General features: G+C 35.3%; 12 protein-coding genes, 1 tRNA gene and 4 pseudogenes. 10 read left to right on the forward strand and 7 right to left on the reverse strand.

The features are described 5' to 3' along the window. Positions 1-403: 403 nt before the first annotated feature. From MCY_RS00365 to MCY_RS09795, 4 genes and pseudogenes are all read left to right on the forward strand, one after another. Positions 404-1,066 (forward strand): lysozyme, encoded by a 663-nt coding sequence (locus tag MCY_RS00365; protein ID WP_019224276.1) that lies wholly within the window; start codon positions 404-406, stop codon positions 1,064-1,066. Continuing rightward, the gene (locus tag MCY_RS00370) at positions 1,063-1,299 is read left to right on the forward strand and encodes a hypothetical protein (RefSeq protein ID WP_007346377.1); all 237 of its coding nucleotides are present in this window, start codon (positions 1,063-1,065) and stop codon (positions 1,297-1,299) included. Before MCY_RS00365 ends, MCY_RS00370 begins: the two co-directional genes overlap by 4 nt. A 128-nt stretch (positions 1,300-1,427) precedes the next feature. Beyond that, positions 1,428-1,661, forward strand: coding sequence for a hypothetical protein (locus MCY_RS00375; RefSeq protein WP_007346378.1), 234 nt, complete (start codon positions 1,428-1,430; stop codon positions 1,659-1,661). A 1,267-nt stretch (positions 1,662-2,928) separates the two neighbouring features. Beyond that, positions 2,929-3,211: pseudogene (locus MCY_RS09795) on the forward strand (integrase arm-type DNA-binding domain-containing protein); the annotation flags it as partial. 575 nt (positions 3,212-3,786) lie between these two features. On the opposite strand, the gene MCY_RS00380 reads toward MCY_RS09795, so the two are convergent. Both MCY_RS00380 and fumC read right to left on the reverse strand, forming a co-directional pair. After that, positions 3,787-4,677 carry an outer membrane protein gene (locus MCY_RS00380; protein WP_007346380.1) on the reverse strand — a complete coding sequence of 297 codons (891 nt, stop codon included), beginning with the start codon at positions 4,675-4,677 and terminating at the stop codon, positions 3,787-3,789. A gap of 1,317 nt (positions 4,678-5,994) precedes the next feature. Then, complete coding sequence (gene fumC / locus MCY_RS00385; protein ID WP_007346382.1) at positions 5,995-7,383, reverse strand: class II fumarate hydratase; 1,389 nt, start codon at positions 7,381-7,383, stop codon at positions 5,995-5,997. 228 nt (positions 7,384-7,611) lie between these two features. On the opposite strand from fumC, the gene groES reads away from it, so the two are divergent. From groES to MCY_RS00405, 4 genes and pseudogenes are all read left to right on the forward strand, one after another. Further along, the gene (gene groES / locus MCY_RS00390; protein WP_007346383.1) at positions 7,612-7,908 is read left to right on the forward strand and encodes a co-chaperone GroES; all 297 of its coding nucleotides are present in this window, start codon (positions 7,612-7,614) and stop codon (positions 7,906-7,908) included. 58 nt (positions 7,909-7,966) lie between these two features. Then, positions 7,967-9,610, forward strand: a complete 1,644-nt coding sequence (gene groL, locus MCY_RS00395; protein WP_007346384.1) for a chaperonin GroEL — start codon at positions 7,967-7,969, stop codon at positions 9,608-9,610. 1,240 nt (positions 9,611-10,850) lie between these two features. Then, positions 10,851-11,084 (forward strand): annotated as a pseudogene (locus MCY_RS09800) (DnaJ domain-containing protein); the annotation flags it as partial. 692 nt (positions 11,085-11,776) lie between these two features. Further along, positions 11,777-12,199 carry a hypothetical protein gene (locus MCY_RS00405; RefSeq protein ID WP_007346386.1) on the forward strand — a complete coding sequence of 141 codons (423 nt, stop codon included), beginning with the start codon at positions 11,777-11,779 and terminating at the stop codon, positions 12,197-12,199. Positions 12,200-12,399: 200 nt separating this feature from the next. Here MCY_RS00405 and MCY_RS09805 read toward each other — a convergent pair. Both MCY_RS09805 and MCY_RS00410 read right to left on the reverse strand, forming a co-directional pair. Further along, positions 12,400-12,606 (reverse strand): annotated as a pseudogene (locus tag MCY_RS09805) (hypothetical protein); the annotation flags it as partial. A 107-nt stretch (positions 12,607-12,713) separates the two neighbouring features. After that, positions 12,714-12,798, reverse strand: a tRNA-Leu gene (locus tag MCY_RS00410). 194 nt (positions 12,799-12,992) lie between these two features. Between MCY_RS00410 and MCY_RS00415 the strand changes: the two genes are divergently transcribed. Together MCY_RS00415 and MCY_RS00420 are read left to right on the forward strand one after the other, a co-directional pair. Further along, positions 12,993-13,598 (forward strand): YqaA family protein, encoded by a 606-nt coding sequence (locus MCY_RS00415; RefSeq protein WP_007346389.1) that lies wholly within the window; start codon positions 12,993-12,995, stop codon positions 13,596-13,598. Between the two features lie 11 nt (positions 13,599-13,609). Next, positions 13,610-14,182 (forward strand): disulfide bond formation protein B, encoded by a 573-nt coding sequence (locus MCY_RS00420; protein WP_007346390.1) that lies wholly within the window; start codon positions 13,610-13,612, stop codon positions 14,180-14,182. A 2,911-nt stretch (positions 14,183-17,093) separates the two neighbouring features. Here the strand turns inward: MCY_RS00420 and MCY_RS00425 are convergent. The 3 genes and pseudogenes from MCY_RS00425 to MCY_RS09810 all read right to left on the reverse strand — a co-directional run. After that, positions 17,094-17,864: a hypothetical protein gene (locus MCY_RS00425; protein WP_007346391.1), complete on the reverse strand. Its 771-nt coding sequence runs from the start codon at positions 17,862-17,864 to the stop codon at positions 17,094-17,096. Positions 17,865-17,982: 118 nt separating this feature from the next. After that, entirely contained in the window at positions 17,983-18,459 is a 477-nt protein-coding gene (locus MCY_RS00430) for a hypothetical protein (RefSeq protein ID WP_007346392.1), read from the reverse strand. 82 nt (positions 18,460-18,541) lie between these two features. Further along, positions 18,542-18,724: pseudogene (locus MCY_RS09810) on the reverse strand (hypothetical protein); the annotation flags it as partial. Between the last annotated feature and the right edge of the window lie 762 nt (positions 18,725-19,486).

The raw sequence follows: 19,486 nt of genomic DNA on the forward strand, positions 1-19,486 counted from the left end.
AAAAATTATATCAAAACTCCAAGTCTCTTCTTAGCCATGACCCATATTTGAATATGCAGAATGTTAAATACATAACATATTTTATGACTTTAGATATACAATGACATCATATGCCTCTTCTTGGAGAATTTTTCTTAAAGTATAGCTTTATCTCCAACGCTTTCACATCACTGTCATGTGCCCCCCTCAAGCCTCAACATCCCCCCCCCGCCTGTACCAAACCAACACCTTCCGCCTCCTAAAGCCCCCAACAACCGCCCCCTAACGGAAAATACTCCTCCAACTAACCTTTTTATTTCATAAAAGATTCACGTTTCTTCTATTCTTGAAGAGCGAAAAAAATCATTTTTAATCTGTCGACCCTCCTCACATTAATGTGAGGCTTTATTTTATGGAGAAACACATGAGAAAGATATCCAAAGAAGGGCTTGCACTCATTAAACAATGGGAAGGATTACGATTACATGCCTATAAAGATTCCATCGGGGTATGGACAATTGGATATGGCCATACCAGCAGTGCAGGCAAACCGTTTGTTCACAAGAACATGATCATCAGTGAAAAACAAGCAGAAGAACTTCTTAATCAAGATTTAAGGCAATTTGAAAATACCGTTGAAAAAAATGTAACGGTTTCCTTAACGGATGAGCAATTCGCTGCGTTAGTATCTTTTTGCTATAATGTAGGAACCACAGCTTTTTGCAATTCAACCCTGCTAAAAAAACTCAATAACGGTGAATATGAAGCTGTTCCTGCTGAATTACAAAAGTGGACCAAAGCAGGCGGGAAACGTCTTCATGGGCTTGTACACCGTCGTGCAGCAGAATCAGGGTTATGGGCAAAAGGTGCTTACGTTTCTCCCAACTATCAAACCGTAGAAACGAAAGAACCAATGGGATTTCTCAAAGCAGAAGCTCTAACACCTATTATTGGTTCTTTTTCTGGACTTGGAGGCTTATTGGCAGGTAATGGTCCCATCCAATGGGCCTTAGCAACCATTATGGTTTTAGCCGCCTGTGTTGGCATTTTCTTTGTAGCAAAACGGTTTCGGGAACAGCGCCTATGATGTGGTGGATAAAAAAGAATCTGATGATAACAGGAGCAGCTCTGACGGCTTTTTTTATCATTTTAGCAAAAGTTTTCACTCTTGGAAAGAAGCTTGAACAGCAAAAGCAAACAGAAAAAACGCTAAAATCATCAACAACACGACTAAAGGTGGAAAATGAAATTAATCAAAAAAGTGATCTTAATGTGCGCGCTGCTCTTACTCAGTGGTTGCGCAATAAAAACAATCCATGAACCTTCTTCTTGTGTTGGTTGGATGCCCATTTATTTAGACAAAAAAGATCTCAATATCATCAGCTCCAATCTAGCAAGAGATATTTTAAAGCACAACAAACAAGGGGAAAAATTGTGTAGGTGGAAACATGACTAGAAAAAAAACAGAAAAAGAAATAGAGCTTACAGAAAAAGAAATAGAACTTACAGAAAAGGAAATAGAAATTCTACAAGAAATCGTTATGACTTATAAAAGTATAAAAATGATGTCACGCTATACGAAGTGGGTTATATTTATCATTTTCTTATTAGCGGTTGATTTTTCGCGTATCATAGATTCATTAACAAATATTTTTACACAAAAATCAAATATTCAACTCTAAAATAAACACTTAAACATGAGACGTGTTAAATCTTTTTAAACTATAAAAATCCATCAGTTCCTCAATTTTTTAGAACATGGAGCTTTTATTGATGATTTTTCACGTCTCATAAGGCATCTCTACATTCTTCACAAACGCCATTATAAAATGAATTTTGCTACATTAAAAAATCTTTTTTAACAAACGCGTAAGTAAAAAACTCTAAGCAGAAACAAGAAAATGACCATACCACTTAGCATCTTTTAAATAACATATTGCCTCTCAAAGGATTTTATACACTTCACAAATACCATTACGAAGAAATTGAAAATACTAAAAGTTATTTCTTTTAAATAAGCACATCGGTAAGCACTGTAATGGTGTTATCTTAGGTAAGTTTTCTCTTCTTTATATTTAATAGAAGCACACGCTGTTCTCAGCCTCCACTTTTTCAATCTTCTTACGCCCCTTATGTCACATTCCTCTGTTCTTTCCTTATATTCTATGCATACAGATTAATCTAAAGGAAATATATGGCAAATCATCGGTTCAAAGATATGAAAAGAAAGCATAATGCTAAAACAGAATTTGGCTTATCCTTTATCATTAGAAGCATTAGAAATTCTGAAATGAGCGCGCCTGCTATCTCATAATGATTTCTTCTTCTGCTCCCTATCATCATCCCCTTGGCTCGAGAATTTCTCTTTGGCTTAAGAGTTTCCTATTCGATATAGGCAATAAATAAAGTTTGATGTATACTAATACGTTTTTTCTCGGGTCTGCGTGATTTTCTCTCCACATCCCAAAGAGAATAACAAGACTTAGCATTGGTTTGAGTTTCTCAAATGGATCAGTCTTCTCATTTCAAAGATTACGCAAACAGAAATACGCTTATTTCAATATGCAAAAGCCGATTACAGGATTTTTTAATACAGAGAAAACACAGCATTTTGTTTTCATGCAAAAGCTTAAGCACCAACATCTTATGGCATAAAAAAACAAACCAGCCCTAAGATATCCTTTCCAACTCTCCACGAATACTAACTCTTCATTCTTGTATTATGGTGTGAAGTCATAAAAACCATAGTGACTTCCCCTTATAAATCAAAGCATTGATTTATAATGATAATTCACTGTTTTGCATATTGAATGAGAATCTGGAATATCGTAAGATTTTCTTATTCTAAACCCTCTCAGATTGAATCAATCAAAACCACTCATTTGCACGTTATAAACGGAGCTGTCGTGTGGGTAAAAACTGTAGAAGAAAGGGCTAAAAAGAGCTCTTATGAACCGTCATAATGCAAGAGCTATCGGCAATATTGGGAGTGAGCAAATATAATGATGGGGCCGACTTATTTTTTCACAAACGTAAAGATGGGAGTACTCAATTGCTTTACTGTTATACCATTCATGGATACCGTGGTAAAATGAGCTTGGGTGCCTTAAGAGCTGTCTCTTAAAAAAAGCCGTGAATTGGCAACCAGGTGGCATTCTATTTTGCATGAGGGTCGTGAAACCCTATTAAAGAACGCGATAAACAAAAACGTGAGGCCCTAAGCAATCTCCATTCTTCTATAAAAAATGGTCAAATGAAACATGCATAAAAGTGTGGATTCTTATAAAAGAAATAAAATCAACATATTGATTTTATTATATATTTATTCTTCTATAAAACAAATCTTATAAGGAGGAAGGAAGTGAATTTACATCGAGAAAAATCGGATTATGTATAGATGAATGGGAAAGCTTTATTTTTTAGACGTGAAAAGGAAATTGAAAAATTAACCTATGAAACCTTCCATTTTATGCTGTTGTCATATTATCATCATATGAAGCTTTCATGCATACGCAGTATCCGTATTTTTATAATATCTCTTATAAGTGTTCTCATTGATTTCACAATAACATCTAATGGTATGAAATAAAAGCTCTCATGAAGTTATAAAAACTCTGATATTCCAAATGTACGATAGGAAATGGTAAGAGAAGAGGAATTTGATTTAAAAGAAACTGAATTGTTTCGTGATCATTTTTTTACGGTTTAGCACTGGTTTAAGTACTTTTGTCTTTTTAAGGAGAAAAACATAAAAAACCCTGTTAAAAACAGGGTTTTTTTTTACAATGCAATTTTTTTTATAAGATATTAGAATTTATAAGCAATGCCAAGGCGAACATCATGCGTTTGGTAGGCAATATTCAGTTTATCATTTGCAAATTTCTGTTTAAAAAAATCTGAATAACGATACTCTGTACGCATAATAATGTTATCTGTCATTGCAAGATCAAAACCACCACCAATAGTGTAACCAAATATTGTTTTGGTTTCATCTAACACATCGCCAGAAGCAAATACCGTCGAATCTTCTTGCGATTTTGCTAAAAGTGACATGATATATTGCATCTGTGTGTAAGCTATACCTCCCGCGATATAAGGCATAAGACGATGGGAAGCAAAACCAATACGTGCGCGCGTGGCACCAGACCATTTTTCTTTCAATGTTACACTGCTTACGACAATATCACCATAGTTGGGTATTGTCTCATCCCGCGCAGCAGGTTTTATAACAGGAATTCCTGCTTCTTTAAATGCAGCGTTAATAGTGTCTAATTCATCTATAATCGGTTTTCCATTATTCGTTTGGGTGTCTTTCCTATTAGACAAAATCATGTCCGTATCAAAACTGAAAACAAAGTTATTTCCCAGAGCAATATTAGAACCTACATAAATACCTGCTCCCAATCCTGATGGTTTGGGTGATAAATCTCTATCAACCCACGCCCATTTTCCTTCATTCGCTTCTTGGGCATAATCTAGGATGCTTTTATTGAAAGAATGTCTAATTTGTCCTCCAAAATAAAAACCAGACCAAGAAAAAGGTGTAGAAATATCAACCGGTGAGATACGTGGTGATGAAACATTAGACAATGAAACATTCGGTTGTGGTTGCTTAAAGATTACCGTATCTGCTGCTTGTGCTGTTGAAGCGGTAAGGAAAGTGAAAATCGATAGTGCAATTAAACATTTTGTGTTCATAAAAACATCCCCAATTTATTTCAAATACATAACGTATTATATATAAATTTGTTAAGAAATCTATAATTAATTATTCATTGCGAAATAAATAATATCCATATAAAAACATAATACACATATTTGATAGTTTTTTAACTTACTTCTCATCAATTATTGTCATTTATTGTTATATAAAACGTTAATTTTCCAATTTTTTGATAGATTTCTATATTTTAGAAAATATTATGCTATAGAGAATAGGCTTTTAATTCGTTTAAAAAACGTTATTTCACCTCTATAAAAATACTTTTTATTGTTTATTTTACATATATAAAATCCACTATGATTGATATATTTATATTTAATATTAAATTGATAGTTTAAATATGCTTGTTAACAACATCATATTCTTTGCTAATTTCTAATATGATGATTATCCTTGACGTTGCAGATAAGGGATACGTTATTTCTTTTTGCAATCATTTTTTATCTATACGCTCCTGTTGCTTGTGATGCTCAAGCAAATAGTTATTGTTTCAACGTAATGCAAAAAATAAGAAGGGCTGAAGTTGCAAAATTTTACGATCATGAGGTTTTTCATACACCATGTAAAACGGTAAATTATCCTTCTCGTTCGCTTAAGCTGGAATATTAGAGTAGAGCCTAAAAACCGAAGGTCATTTTAAAGAGATCAACGGCTAATATATTCAAACTTTTGTGATAATAGTAATAGACGAGATGGCTATGATGGAAGCTTCAAATTTATTGCGATTATTCTTAAAGGATATTCATGTGAGTAAACTGTTTGTTTCAGCAAAGGTAACATCAAAATATTTTGGTGTCTTTAGGCTTGGTTCAGCAATTGTTCTTTCTTGTGCAAATTAGTCTATAAATTATTGATTTGTAACTATAGGTTATTGTTACATCACTTAAAATAGAATCCTGCACATCTTAAGATTCTCTCGTTTCAAGTTTGTTTCATGTTGAATCAAAAAAACCATTTGCTTGAGCCTCACAAGTGGGAAGAATCATATGGAGAAAAACTCTACAAGAAAGAGCTAAAAGTATTTTTCATAAACGATCTCTGATGTCAAAGATTTTTGCAATAGTTGGAGAAGAGCTAGAATGTGGAAAAAGCCCGGGTGTGAGTGAGAGATTGAATGTCGGCGAGGACTTAAAATAACTGCTGTGGATAATCATAATTAGCGTGGCACTTGCACTTCAACGTTGTGATAGAAGGACCTGTTTAAGGAAGTTTGTTTTTTCTTTATTTTATTTCAAATCTTCGTCTGTAATGACGAAGATTTTTTTATTTTGTATAAAGTATAATTGGTTTTTTTATTGGGAAGAAATCATCTTTTTGGGATCAACCAGGCGATCATAATCATCTCCGGAAACGCCTGCCTTTAATGCTTCGGCGCGCAAAGTTGTATCATTTTTATGCGCTGCTTTGGCAATTTCAGCAGCTTTTTCATAGCCAATTTCTGGTGCAAGAGCTGTGACTAACATAAGAGAGCGTTCCATGAGTGAGTGAATATGAACCCGATTGGCGCGTAATCCTTGAATGCAATGCATATCAAAAGAGCGCATGCAATCACCAAGAAGCGTAATTGATTGTAAAACGTTATAACCAATAACAGGTTTATAAACGTTGAGTTCAAAATGTCCTTGGCTGGCCGCAAATGTTACGCTGGTATGATTTCCAAAGACTTGGCAAGAAACCATCGTCATAGCTTCACATTGGGTGGGGTTAACCTTACCAGGCATGATAGATGATCCAGGTTCATTTTCAGGTAAGTTTAGTTCTCCTAAGCCAGAACGTGGACCAGAGCCTAAAAACCGAATGTCATTTGCAATTTTAAAGAGATCTGCAGCTAATGCATTCAGGCTACCGTGAAAATGGGCAAGCGCCCCATGATGGGCGAGAGCTTCAAATTTATTACGAGCCGTCTTAAAGGGAATCCCTGTGAGTGAACTGATCGTTTCTGCAAAGGCAACGTCAAAACCTTTCGGGGCATTGAGTCCTGTTCCGACAGCTGTTCCACCTTGAGCAAGCATTTGGACATCGGTAAGCGCCGCTTCAATGCGATGAAGATTGGATTCAAGGGCTACGCGATAACCTGAAAACTCTTGTGCAAGGGTTAATGGCGTTGCATCTTGCGTATGGGTTCGTCCAATTTTGATGATGTCGGCAAACTCTTCTTCTTTTTTTCTTAAAGTGGTAATAAGCGCTTCAAGAATGGGAAAGAGATGTTGGCGCGTTTGCAAGGTGGTTGCAATATGAAGTGCTGTGGGGAAAGAATCATTCGATGATTGGCTCATATTGACATGGTCATTAGGATGAACAGGTTTTTTGCTGCCCAGTTTGCCACCTAAAAGCATACTGGCATGGTTTGCAATCACTTCGTTGACATTCATATTGCTTTGCGTACCTGAACCTGTCTGCCAAACAGAAAGGGGAAAGTGCGTATCAAAGGCTCCGGAGAGAACTTCATCTGCGGCTGTAACGATTGCTTTGCCAATCTTAGGAGAAAGTTTACCTTTGTCCATATTTACAAGTGCGGCAGCTTTTTTGACAAGGCTTAAAGCGTGAATAATGGTAAGAGGCTGCTTTTCGCTGCCAATATTAAAATTATGCAGTGAACGTTCAGTTTGTGCCCCCCAATAACGATCTTTACGGACCGAAATCGTTCCAAAGCTATCTGTTTCCTGACGTGTTTCAACCATAAGTAAGATCCTTTGATTTGTTAACAGGTTCGTAAAAAGCTAAATAACGCAAAATAGCAAGAAGAGGCAAGACTTTGAAGCTTCATTAGAAAAATTATTTTACAGCTATTCTTGACATTGAGAAAAACCGATTTTATATCTTAGACGGTGTTAGCACTCATAATTGTAGAGTGCTAGCAAGAGCTTTTAAGATTAATGCAATTATGTTCAGTTTTAAGGATTTAAAACATGGCTAATATACAATTCCGCCCGCTTCACGATCGTGTCGTTGTCCGTCGGGTTGAATCTGAAAATAAAACGGCTGGGGGAATTATCATCCCTGATACAGCAAAAGAAAAACCTCAAGAAGGGGAAGTGATTGCTGTGGGCAATGGCGCTCTCGATAATAACGGACAGCGTGTGCCTTTAGAAGTAAAAACAGGAGACCGTATTTTATTTGGAAAATGGTCGGGAACTGAAGTCAAGATTAATGGGGAAGACCTCTTAATTATGAAAGAATCTGACATTATGGGAATTATGGGCTAATTAAAACGCTCAATTTTCATTGTGTACTATTAGGAAAAAAACTTCAAGGAGAAATTAAATGGCTGCTAAAGAAGTCAAATTTGGTCGTGACGCGCGTGAGCGTTTGTTGCGCGGTGTCGACATCCTTGCTAATGCTGTAAAGGTGACACTCGGCCCTAAAGGTCGCAATGTAGTGATTGATAAATCATTCGGTGCACCGCGCATCACAAAAGATGGGGTATCCGTCGCAAAGGAAATAGAACTGGAAGATAAGTTCGAAAATATGGGAGCGCAAATGTTGCGCGAAGTTGCTTCTAAAACCAATGATATTGCTGGTGATGGAACAACAACAGCAACTGTCTTGGGCCACGCTATCGTGCAAGAAGGCATCAAAGCCGTTGCTGCAGGCATGAACCCGATGGATTTAAAACGTGGAATTGATGCTGCTGTTGATGAGGTAGTCGCTAATCTTTTCCAAAAAGCAAAAAAAATTCAGACTTCAGCGGAAATCGCACAAGTAGGAACAATTTCTGCCAATGGTGCGGTTGAAGTTGGTAAAATGATCGCTGATGCAATGGAAAAAGTGGGAAATGAAGGCGTCATTACCGTTGAAGAAGCTAAAACCGCTGAAACAGAATTGGAAGTTGTGGAAGGAATGCAATTTGACCGTGGCTATCTTTCCCCTTATTTTGTCACAAATGCTGAGAAAATGGTCGCTGATCTTGATGATCCTTACATTCTCATCCATGAAAAGAAACTGTCCAATTTGCAATCCTTACTTCCAGTATTAGAGGCGGTTGTGCAGTCTGGAAAACCACTTCTTATTATTGCTGAAGATGTCGAAGGTGAAGCTTTGGCAACGCTTGTGGTTAACAAACTGCGTGGTGGTTTGAAAATTGCTGCTGTAAAAGCACCAGGATTTGGTGATCGCCGTAAAGCAATGCTTGAAGATATCGCTATCTTGACATCCGGCCAGGTTATTTCTGAAGATGTGGGCATTAAACTTGAAAATGTCACTTTAGATATGCTTGGACGTGCCAAAAAAGTGAATATTTCTAAAGAAAATACCACAATTATCGATGGTGCTGGACAAAAATCTGAAATTGCAGCACGCGTCAATCAGATTAAGGCTCAGATTGAAGAAACAACTTCTGACTATGATCGCGAAAAATTGCAAGAAAGACTTGCTAAACTCGCTGGTGGTGTGGCCGTTATCCGTGTGGGTGGGGCAACAGAAGTTGAAGTGAAAGAAAAGAAAGATCGTGTGGATGATGCTTTGAATGCAACACGTGCCGCTGTTGAAGAAGGTATCGTTGCTGGGGGTGGAACCGCATTGTTGCGTGCAGCAAGTGCATTGACCGTGAAAGGGATTAACCCTGACCAAGAAGCGGGAATTAATATCGTTCGTCGTGCTCTACAAGCTCCAGCACGTCAAATCGCAACCAATGCTGGTGAAGAAGCGGCTATTATTGTGGGCAAAGTGCTAGAAAATAACGCTGATACTTTCGGGTACAATACCGCAACCGGTGAATTTGGTGATTTGATTGCTTTGGGAATTGTTGATCCTGTGAAGGTGGTACGTTCTGCTCTTCAGAATGCTGCTTCAATTGCCAGCCTTCTTATTACAACAGAAGCAATGGTTGCTGAAGTACCAAAGAAAGATACTCCAATGCCTCCAATGCCTGCTGGTGGAATGGGCGGAATGGGCGGAATGGATTTCTAAGATCTTTTCCTTTCATGAAAATAATAAAGAAACGGGTCTTATGGGCCCGTTTTTTGTATGTGGATTTGATTGTATAAGTATTTTTCCTTTTATGACAGTTTTTTTGTATTAGTAAAATACTCTACTTCACCTTGGTGGATCTAGCATCATTGATAAATTTCATTCTTGGTGTAAAATTTTTTCTCTCGCATGTGTGAAATATTCTTATTATGAGAGGAAACGTGACTGTATTTTGAACATATGCTGACAAAAATACAACGTTTAGATTTATAATAATTTCTTTTTTTTAAGTTTTCTCCTCCTACAGCTCTATTTTTTCATTTCAAGTTTACACATTCATTATTTAAAAAGCCCTGCGTTTGTGCTTTATAGAGGAACGAGAATTGGCTCCCTTCCTAGCTTTAAAGGATAAAGATTCCCCCGCCCCACACTGATCTATCAACAGAGCAGCTTCTTATCGAGAGGGATTTAGCTACTGATTACTCTTATAATTTCCTTGTATAAATTGTGATGATAGTATCTTATAATGCCTACCTATCGCATTTTTAGATTTTACGCTTCTCAATTTTGAGAACTATAATTTTATGTTTTTATCATGTGATTAACAAGCCAACCTTTAAAACAAGACGTGTTCTTTAAACGCATGCAATTTATGTTATCGATAATTTCAAACGACTAAATTTTAAACAATGCGATTTGTGCTATGAGTAAATAAAAACGTATCATAAAATTTATGACCTGTTATGAATGATATCTGCTTTTCATTTCATTTGAACGTTTACATGCGTTATAATATTTGCATCATGATTTGCTTTTTATGGTCTATTCATACATGGCAATCCTGTATAAAAAATAGTCAAATGACACATACATAAAGTATGGATTCTTATAAAATACCTTCATGCAATCTGTCGATTTTATTTTTATGTATAATGCGTCATCTTATTAGGCACATCTTTAACCCGCCTTTTATGGTATCCACTTTTCTAAGTTGAGGAGTTTGTTCTGTATTTTGTAATGTCATAAAATACATACTCCCGATAATACCCCCCTACATCTGCGGGAATTTTCGACTTTACATTGCCCTCATTAGACACAATGCACACAAGTCCAACAGTAAAATTATTAAATACGATTTACTACACTTTGCCAACACAAAAAAATACATATTGATATATTCAAAGGGGATCAGTTAAACTGTAATGTAGAAATAGCAATAATACACATATGGTAGTATGTAATGACAATAAATGAAGATGATTATTATGAAATTCTTGGTGTGAACTGCGAATGCAATGATAAACAATTAAAATCTGCTTTTCGTAAGTTAGCTATGCAATACCATCCTGATCATAATTCTAGTAAAGAAGCTGAACAAAAATTCAAAAAAATTTGCGAAGCTTATGAAGTTCTTAAAAATCCTGAAAAGAGAGCGGCTTACAATCAGTTCTACCATGAAACTTTTAAAGATAATCATAAAACTTTTACAAGTAGTAAAAGTCAAGATAATATAGGTTTAATATCACCTTTAAAAAAAATAGCTTTCTTTGCCATTGCTTTAATACTATATGTTGGTGCACCAATATTATACGCTGGAATTTGTAGGTTAGAGGAACTTAATTTTAATCTAAATAAAGCGATGATAGTAGAATGGTTCATAACAGGATTTATAATAATCACCGTCATGTCTGTCCCAATTAATTTACTTTGGCGTTTTAAATTAAAGATTTCTGCATACTTATTTGCGATAATGACAGCATCACTTGTTATTTTAATACCTTGGTATGCAAATTGGTAAATATCTTTTTTAACGAATCATAATGATTTGTTAAAAAGTGCTTCTGAAGCATATTAAGGATAGCGCGTAATAAATTCACAAGATGTGGTAGCATTTTATCTTCTACAACGAGGTACTGTAGCGCAATATTAAAGACTATACTGTATTTTGTGATGTCATAAAATACACCCTCCCCGATAATAAAAAACCCCGCATTTTCGGGGATTTTCTACTACACTTTACCCTCATTAGATATAATACGCCCAAATACGGCAAGGTTATTAAATGCGATTTGCTACACTTTATCACCACAAAATAACACATATTGATAATTTCAAAGAGGATTGATTAAGGAGTGTTAATTATTATAATTTTAAAAGGATTAAATAATGAAATCACTTTTCATAACACGCATTCTAATATTTATAGCCTTTTTTTCTATATCAATGTTATCTACATCAATGTCATTTGGGTTTACGCGTATATTTACACGTGTTGATACTATAGAGCAATATAATCAAATTTACGAGAAGTACGTAAGTAAAGAGTATGACGGCTTTTCGCATTTTGATAAGCAAAACCAAGCAATCCAATTTGCGTACAATAATGGCTATCAGAATATAACTTCCAAATTTGACACTGTATGGCATCGTCACATACTCGTTGTTTTATGTGGACGCTTTATGAATTTATTGCGTGGTGAGTATAACAAGGAAATGCCATGGGCAATGCTACCCAGTGTAATAAATACTTTACGCTATGAACACAATTGGAATGAAAAAATTTTATATGGGCATACAACATGTCCATGAGCAGTACAGATCCAATGATTTATTACGCAAAAAAATTTCTTAGTACTTCGAGTGGCAATGGCATTAACCCCAAAACACAAATTATTGATTTAATATCTAGTATGAGAATCGATAATGGGAGAGGTATAAAAAAACAGCTATGTTTTGCAGAGACTTACAAACGATATACAATATGATGAAGCCGAAATAAAAATTATTATTTAACGATCAAAATGTTTATGAAGAGCATTAAGAACAATGCGCAACGAATTCACAAGGTGTGTCAACATTTGATCTTCTATAACGAGGTACTGTAACGCAGCATGAAGATTGTACCGTCTATATAGGCATTGAGCTTCTTTTAATGCCTCTTGCATGTTTATAAACTGCTTTGTTGCGAATTCTACCCATTTATCTCTTGCTTTATCTATCTGATATCAGATCGTACACAAAATATAACTAATTAAATAAAAACAAATAGTTATAATAACAAGATAAATAAAGACATTAAATGATATTGCAGAAAATCTATAAGTGGTGCGGGTGGTCGGACTCGAACCGACACTCCTCTCGGAACCAGATTTTGAGTCTGGCGCGTCTACCAGTTCCACCACACCCGCACATTTCTATAAAAGACAAACTTGCCGATTACCCTTTTGCACTATATGAAGAAGAATAGATTCGTCAACATCAGACTTCTCATTTTTTAAGAATTCATATCATTTTCTTATCTGTTTTATGGAGTATTTTTTCTACTGGATTTATAGAATCCTCATTTGTAAAGTTTTTACCTCTTAAATTTATAAAAAGCCTCATGATTTTAAACAAATTAAAGCTTTGGACGATTTCTTTAGCAAATCGGCGTACAGCACCACATTGGCTTGGTTTCGTTGCCTTTATTGAAAGTTCTGTTTTTCCAATTCCCATAGATGTTTTATATATTCCAATGCTCCTTATCCATCCCAAGCGGGTTTATCGCTATGCTTTTCTTGCAACTCTTTGTTCTGTTTTAGGAGGCATTGCCGGTTGGTTTATAGGACATTTTGCCTATGACACTCTTGCTAAACCCATTTTAGAATTTTACGGTAAAATTGAAAGTTTTGAATCTCTGAAAAATACTGCGACCCTTCAACTTCTCATCATTTTACTGATAACATCGGGTTTTTTACATCTCCCACCCATAAAGATTATGACAATTTTGGCTGGTGTCATGAGTGTGCGTCTTGAACTTTTCATTCTTATTTGTATTTTTTCTCGAGGAGCTCGTTTTTATTTTCTAGCGTGGCTTATTAAACATTTTGGTCAAAAAGCAATGAATTTTCTTGCACAGCATTTCAAATGGATTGTTCTCACTGGTTGTGTTAGTCTCCTTTTTATTTATGGGATTTTCATGGCTTTTTTAAACAAACAGCTTTTATAAGGAACGACTCAATGACTTGCGTTTTGTCTTCTTACCCTCTTTTAAACAAACATTTTCACCTTGAACCCAGCAGAAAAGAACAAGGATTATGGGCTTTTTTTCTCGCATTTTGCTTGTCGTCTACAATAGGTCTCGCTCTTATTTTTGAACATTTTGGCGGATATCTTCCTTGCGATTTATGTCTCATAGAACGTTTTCCCTATTACGGATCCATACCATTTTTGCTTTTAGCAGGTTTTGGGGCATGTTTTTTTCGCCTGTCTTCTTGGATACAACTTTTATTTTTATGTGTCTTCGTCTTAATGAGCATCAGTCTTGTTTTAGCCATTTATCATGCAGGTATTGAATATAACTTTTGGACAGCTCCCCTTAGTTGTGGTTCAAATACAATGAAAAAAACCTCAAACGTTAACCAACTGCTTAACCAATTAAACAACATTTATCCACCTTCTTGTTCTGAAGCATCCATGCGTTTTCTTTTTCTCTCGTTTGCTGGTTGGAATGTTATTGCCAGCCTACTTTTCACACTCATGAGTTTTTATATTGCTTCAAAAGGGATTCTTTCAGCCCATAAAAAGCTATAACTTAAAAACACAAGCTCATACACTTCTGCTTTTGTCCCCCTAAATCTCAGCTTGAACAAACCAAAGCACAATACTCCTTCTCAAAATCATAAAGCCATGCTCCAAGAGGTTTTGTTTCAGCAGAGTAAACATAGAATCTCTGGCGCTTTTACAACCAAGCAGCACACATTTATGCTCACGAGTTTTCATTTTTCAATCTCCCTCAACAACGCAGAAAACCTCTCCTTTTTCGTATTTTTTTCAACCTTCGCAAACCAGTAGCTGTATCAATTCAGCGCCTTACACTTAGAACAAAAACTTCCTTAACGACACCACTGCTGGTTCTTCTAAAGCTAAGCTCTAAGAGCAACATACGCTAAATAGCGCCCCCCAAGAAGCGAAAATATTACGGTCTATCTATTGGGATAATCTCTAAAACCAGTCGATAATCTCCTTTGAAAAGCATATGAGGTTTTAAAAATACAAATCAGTTTCCCCATTTACATCCTTTTCATTCAGCTTTATTACCTTCAAAGACCTTTCAAGCAATCTCTTTTCACAAGGAGAGATTTATCTATTACCTTACGCTTTTTTTATCGCACTCTTTCATGAAGGCAGTTTCCTTACATAATCCCTTCCTCAACCAAATATGCTTATGTTGCCAATTCACACGTTATTAAAAAAACATCCAACCTCCCCCCATTTTATGACAACGCCCATGCATAATATAAAATCTATTGATCTTTCCTCCTTACACTTGAAAAAGAAGAGCAATCTGGCGCTCCATTCACACATTTCTAGTTCTTAGCCACACATTTTTAATTCTTGTTTAATTCTTGGTTCTTGATTCTTGGATGTTGCCAAAACCCTTAGTCCTTAAAAGCGTTCATAAAAAAACATTTTTCTTATCATATTTTCACCCTCACCTCCACCCCACGAGTGATGTATTAAGATAAGATTTTGCTTATTTCAAAATAAATAGATTTGCCCTGAGAAAATCTTAAGATATTTAGGTCTCTCATTCACATTGAATAATTAAAAGTTATCTATATAAATCAAATTACTGTCTCATATATTTATGATTTCCTTCCTCCCATACCAGCAAAGACTTCTTTTCCTATTTTTTGAAATTTTTTATATCTATTTAAATTTTTGCTGAGTTTTTCTGCATGAATTAAACATCCTAAACTGAAAGATTGATCAACGTCTTTGAGAAAAGGCTTTTACAACGCGCCTCCTAGGCTAATTTTTTACGCGCATCTTTACATCTTATTTCATCTTTCAAAGATTAAATCATTTTGCAGCAGCGTTAATTTTTTCAAGAAGTTTTTTTCTTATGGCAATAGCGCAATTGCAAGCTAAAATTATAGACAATTTCTGTTGCAACTTATCGTTATAGAATCAAGATATTTGATAAATGAGAAAATTTTCATACGCATAGGTATAATCAAGCTAAGAACCTCGTTCATTCAGAAATGAATCTTCCAGAAATTTTATCAAAATGGATTACACAACAACTGAGTTATCTCAGTACAAATGATCAAGAATAATACTCAGTATAATATCAAAAAACACAATAAAGTCAATATGTTGATCATAATTATTTTATATGAGTCCTCTTCAGAATCCACATTTTTATGCATGTTTCATTTGACCATTTTTTATAGAAGATTGGCATCTATGAATAGACCATAAAAAGCAAATCATGATGCAAATATTATAACGCATGGGTGCATTCAAATGAAATGAAAAGCCGATATCATTCATAACAGTTTATAAATCTTATGATACGTTTTTATCACAGCACAAATCACATTGTTAAAAATTTAGTCGTTTGAAATCATCAATAACATACGTTTAAGATCGCATCTTGTTTCAAAAATTGGATTGTTAATCACATAAAAGAGCAAATTAACGTTCGCCAAAATTGGCGAGCGCAAAATAGAGAGTTGTTTAACAGCATCGTCATAACACCGAACATTTTAAAGATGGCATAATTGTATAAAGAATTTAAAGACACGATTGATTTTATAACCACGGTATTTTTTTACCGGGGTAGGAAATAAAGGTAATGAAAATCACAATGTTATATCTTATGAAATCAAAAGCCTTTTAATGAGATAATGCAAGTGAGCAAAAAATGTTTTAAAAGTTGCAACTTAAAAATACGAAACCATAAGCAAATAAACTTCAAAATCGTTATAACGTCATGAGGCATGGAATTTTACTTAATTTTGCTAGCCAAATATAGAACGATTAATTTGCAAAGAAGTTTTGTTAAAAATACGCTTATTATGAAAGCCTTTCTAAATGAACGTTTAAACGTTTGAAACATAAATGAGATCTTTATAAGAAACGTTTGAAACGAATGTTAATCATAATTTTTAAAACCTTCCATTTGATAAAAGCAGTTGTTTATTGTCTTATGAGAGATTGTTTTGAAAACCAGCGTTTGCAAATATAAAAAGAACGTTTTTAAAAAGACATTTGTTTAAGAGGCATTTTCTTTTTATTGTCTTGATAAACCTACCAAGCGTTTTGATTTGTTTTATAGGTTTTGATTTTAGAATGTAAGTTATTTCAATTTACTCAACTCAATTTTAAAGTCAGTATATTGAAACGTTTAATAGCAACGAAAAGCGTTTATAGTCTCTCTCATTCAAATGAGTGATTAAAAATCATACGCATCATTTACGTTTCTTTTGATAAGTTTTCATGACTTTAATAGAGCGCTTGCGATATTAATACGTTTTGTATACAGGTTTCATTACTCCATTATGGTTGATTCATATAGATATTTGAAAACCGCGTCATATCAGTGGCATGGCTTTCTTTTTGAATTCTCTCTTTTATGATATGTTTATAGCAATGCGTTTTATAATGCGTTTATAGCCATAAAAGCAGGCGCCCCCCCACGCCCTTTTATTTTATGCTATTTATCCATCTTAACAACGTTATCGCTTTCATAAACCTCATAATTTTGAGCAACTGATTTTACCTTGCTTTGTTTATCTATTTTTGCTCTTCCATGAGCACGCCCCCACACCTTGACAGAACCAGAGATTTTTGCATTGCCATAAACAGAGCCGTAAATCTCGGCACGCCCACTCACATGGGCCTTGCTATAGACCTTGCCATAGATTTTTGCAAAGCCTTTGATAGCAGCTTGTCCATAAATTTTTGCACTGCTGTAAATACAAGCAGATCCAGAAACCTTTGAATGACCAAAGATCCTAGCATGATCATAAACAAAAACATCATTAGAAACGCGCGCATGTTGATAAATATGGGAATTGCTATAAATGCGAGCGTGATCACAGACATGCGCCTTGCCATAGATGTTTCCCGCCACATGAGCACTCCCATAAACACAAGCATGGTCATAAACTTTAGCATATCGAGTGATCAAAGCCTTTCCATAGACCTCGGCATTCCCATAAATACGCCCACGCACATGAGACAAATGGCGTACTTTAGCATTATCAGAAACATGAGCATAGCCATAGGCACAAGCCTCATCATAGACCCAGCAATTGCCATAGTGAGATAAGTTACTTTCATTTTCGATATAGCCACCTAAGTCGCCAGCCTTAACATCATCAAAATCTCTTAAAGCACGAATACGATAAAGATTTATAATTTGCTTAGTCAGTCTATCTTTAATTTGTTTGATTTGATTGGTTAATTCATATTTTTTGCACATAGGGATACCCTCACAATCTAATGTGATCAATGTTTTCTAAAATTTGGAATGGAAAAATTTGGTTTGAAAGCAGGCGCCCCCGCCGCGCCTGTCCTTTTCATTTACACAGCTTTATTGATTAGACCCAGATAATCTCTAATGATCCATAAGGAGAAAGCTGTTCAATATAGGTTTTTATCTTAGTAGACCCACCGACATTTTCACGAATGACAGCAATGCCATGGATATGAGCATTTTCAAAAACATGCACGTCATTTGCTATACGCGCGTTTTCATAAACCCTAGCATTGTCATAAACATAGGCATTATCATAAATAATAGCCTTGCCATAAACATGGGCATTATCATATACCCAGCCAGCAACGATAGCCTTGCCAAAAACCCTTGCATTTTCATAAACATGACCATTTTTAAATACAATGGCCTCATCATAGACCCAGCAATTGTCATCATGAGAGAGATTGCTTTCCTTTTCAATAAAGCCACCCAATGCACCAGCTTTAACATCAGCAAAGTCTTTTAATGCTTTAATGCGATAAAGGGTATGATTACCAAATACACGCGTTTCATTTGTGAGTGCAAACTTTTTTTGCATAGCACAATTCCTTTATAAGAAGATTAAATTTTAAAATGAGATGTTTAAAGGAGGGCGCCGCCGCCACGCCCCGCGCCGTTATTTACGCTGCTTTATTTTTAATAATTTCTACAAGGTTATCGCTTTCATAAACCTCACAATTTATGGGAACCCAATATAAATCACTATCTCTTTTTAATCTTGCATTGCCATAGACATTCCCTCTAATCACGAAATAACCAGAGATTTTTGCATTGCCATAAACAGAGCCGTAGACCTTAGTATGTAGGTGCTGTCATGAAATGGATATACCATGCTTTAAAACATATCTCTTTTTTAAAAATCGCATTTTAAAAAGCGCGCGAATGTGCAACACAATGACGTTCTGTTTTGCATGAAGAACATGGATCTCATGCTAGAGTATCAACAACAAAAGCGTAAAGCAATGCCTGCATCTTCACTCTTTAAAAGACATCACTTTAAAGACTTTTACAAACCGTAAAACCAAACTAACTCAAAAAATGATGGTAAAAATGGAAGCTTTTTTTCACCTTTATATACTCCCTAAATTAAGCCGTAGTCCCATTTCAGAGATTACGCAAACAGAGAGATACGCAATAAGCTTACTCCGCATATAAAAGCTGATACAACCCGCAAAGCACTAAACCATCTCCTTCCTGCTCTCAACCCAGATCTTGCTCTCACTCATACAGCTGCCTTAAGATTGAATTTTAATTTACAAGCAACAACAAAAGCAAAAACTCTTTTAAGTAAACAACACCATAAAGTTAAAAATATACTATCAATGGATTAAAGAGAAATGCCTAGTTTTTATAAAATACTTTGCTAAGCCCCCCATACCACAACTGGCCTTTTGCTTGTTTATCTTGACAGACATTCATACGCATCCTTTGCATCATATTCATAAAGACTAGATTGATGAGAATATATGAACCATCCTAGACTCGAGAATATGCCAGAACAATGCGATTTTACACGTGATTCTACAAAAGAATTTTGCGTACTTTTATCAACAACAACATTGGAA

It is taken from the genome of Bartonella rattimassiliensis 15908, assembly GCF_000278215.1.
Lineage (GTDB): Bacteria > Pseudomonadota > Alphaproteobacteria > Rhizobiales > Rhizobiaceae > Bartonella > Bartonella rattimassiliensis.

Coding starts and splice junctions, on each gene's coding strand:
- MCY_RS00365 (WP_019224276.1), top strand. CDS start 404: ATGAGAAAGATATCCAAAGAAGGGCTTGCACTCATTAAACAATGGGAA.
- MCY_RS00370 (WP_007346377.1), top strand. CDS start 1,063: ATGATGTGGTGGATAAAAAAGAATCTGATGATAACAGGAGCAGCTCTG.
- MCY_RS00375 (WP_007346378.1), top strand. CDS start 1,428: ATGACTAGAAAAAAAACAGAAAAAGAAATAGAGCTTACAGAAAAAGAA.
- MCY_RS00380 (WP_007346380.1), bottom strand. CDS start 4,677: ATGAACACAAAATGTTTAATTGCACTATCGATTTTCACTTTCCTTACC.
- fumC (WP_007346382.1), bottom strand. CDS start 7,383: ATGGTTGAAACACGTCAGGAAACAGATAGCTTTGGAACGATTTCGGTC.
- groES (WP_007346383.1), top strand. CDS start 7,612: ATGGCTAATATACAATTCCGCCCGCTTCACGATCGTGTCGTTGTCCGT.
- groL (WP_007346384.1), top strand. CDS start 7,967: ATGGCTGCTAAAGAAGTCAAATTTGGTCGTGACGCGCGTGAGCGTTTG.
- MCY_RS00405 (WP_007346386.1), top strand. CDS start 11,777: ATGAAATCACTTTTCATAACACGCATTCTAATATTTATAGCCTTTTTT.
- MCY_RS00415 (WP_007346389.1), top strand. CDS start 12,993: ATGATTTTAAACAAATTAAAGCTTTGGACGATTTCTTTAGCAAATCGG.
- MCY_RS00420 (WP_007346390.1), top strand. CDS start 13,610: ATGACTTGCGTTTTGTCTTCTTACCCTCTTTTAAACAAACATTTTCAC.
- MCY_RS00425 (WP_007346391.1), bottom strand. CDS start 17,864: ATGTGCAAAAAATATGAATTAACCAATCAAATCAAACAAATTAAAGAT.
- MCY_RS00430 (WP_007346392.1), bottom strand. CDS start 18,459: ATGCAAAAAAAGTTTGCACTCACAAATGAAACGCGTGTATTTGGTAAT.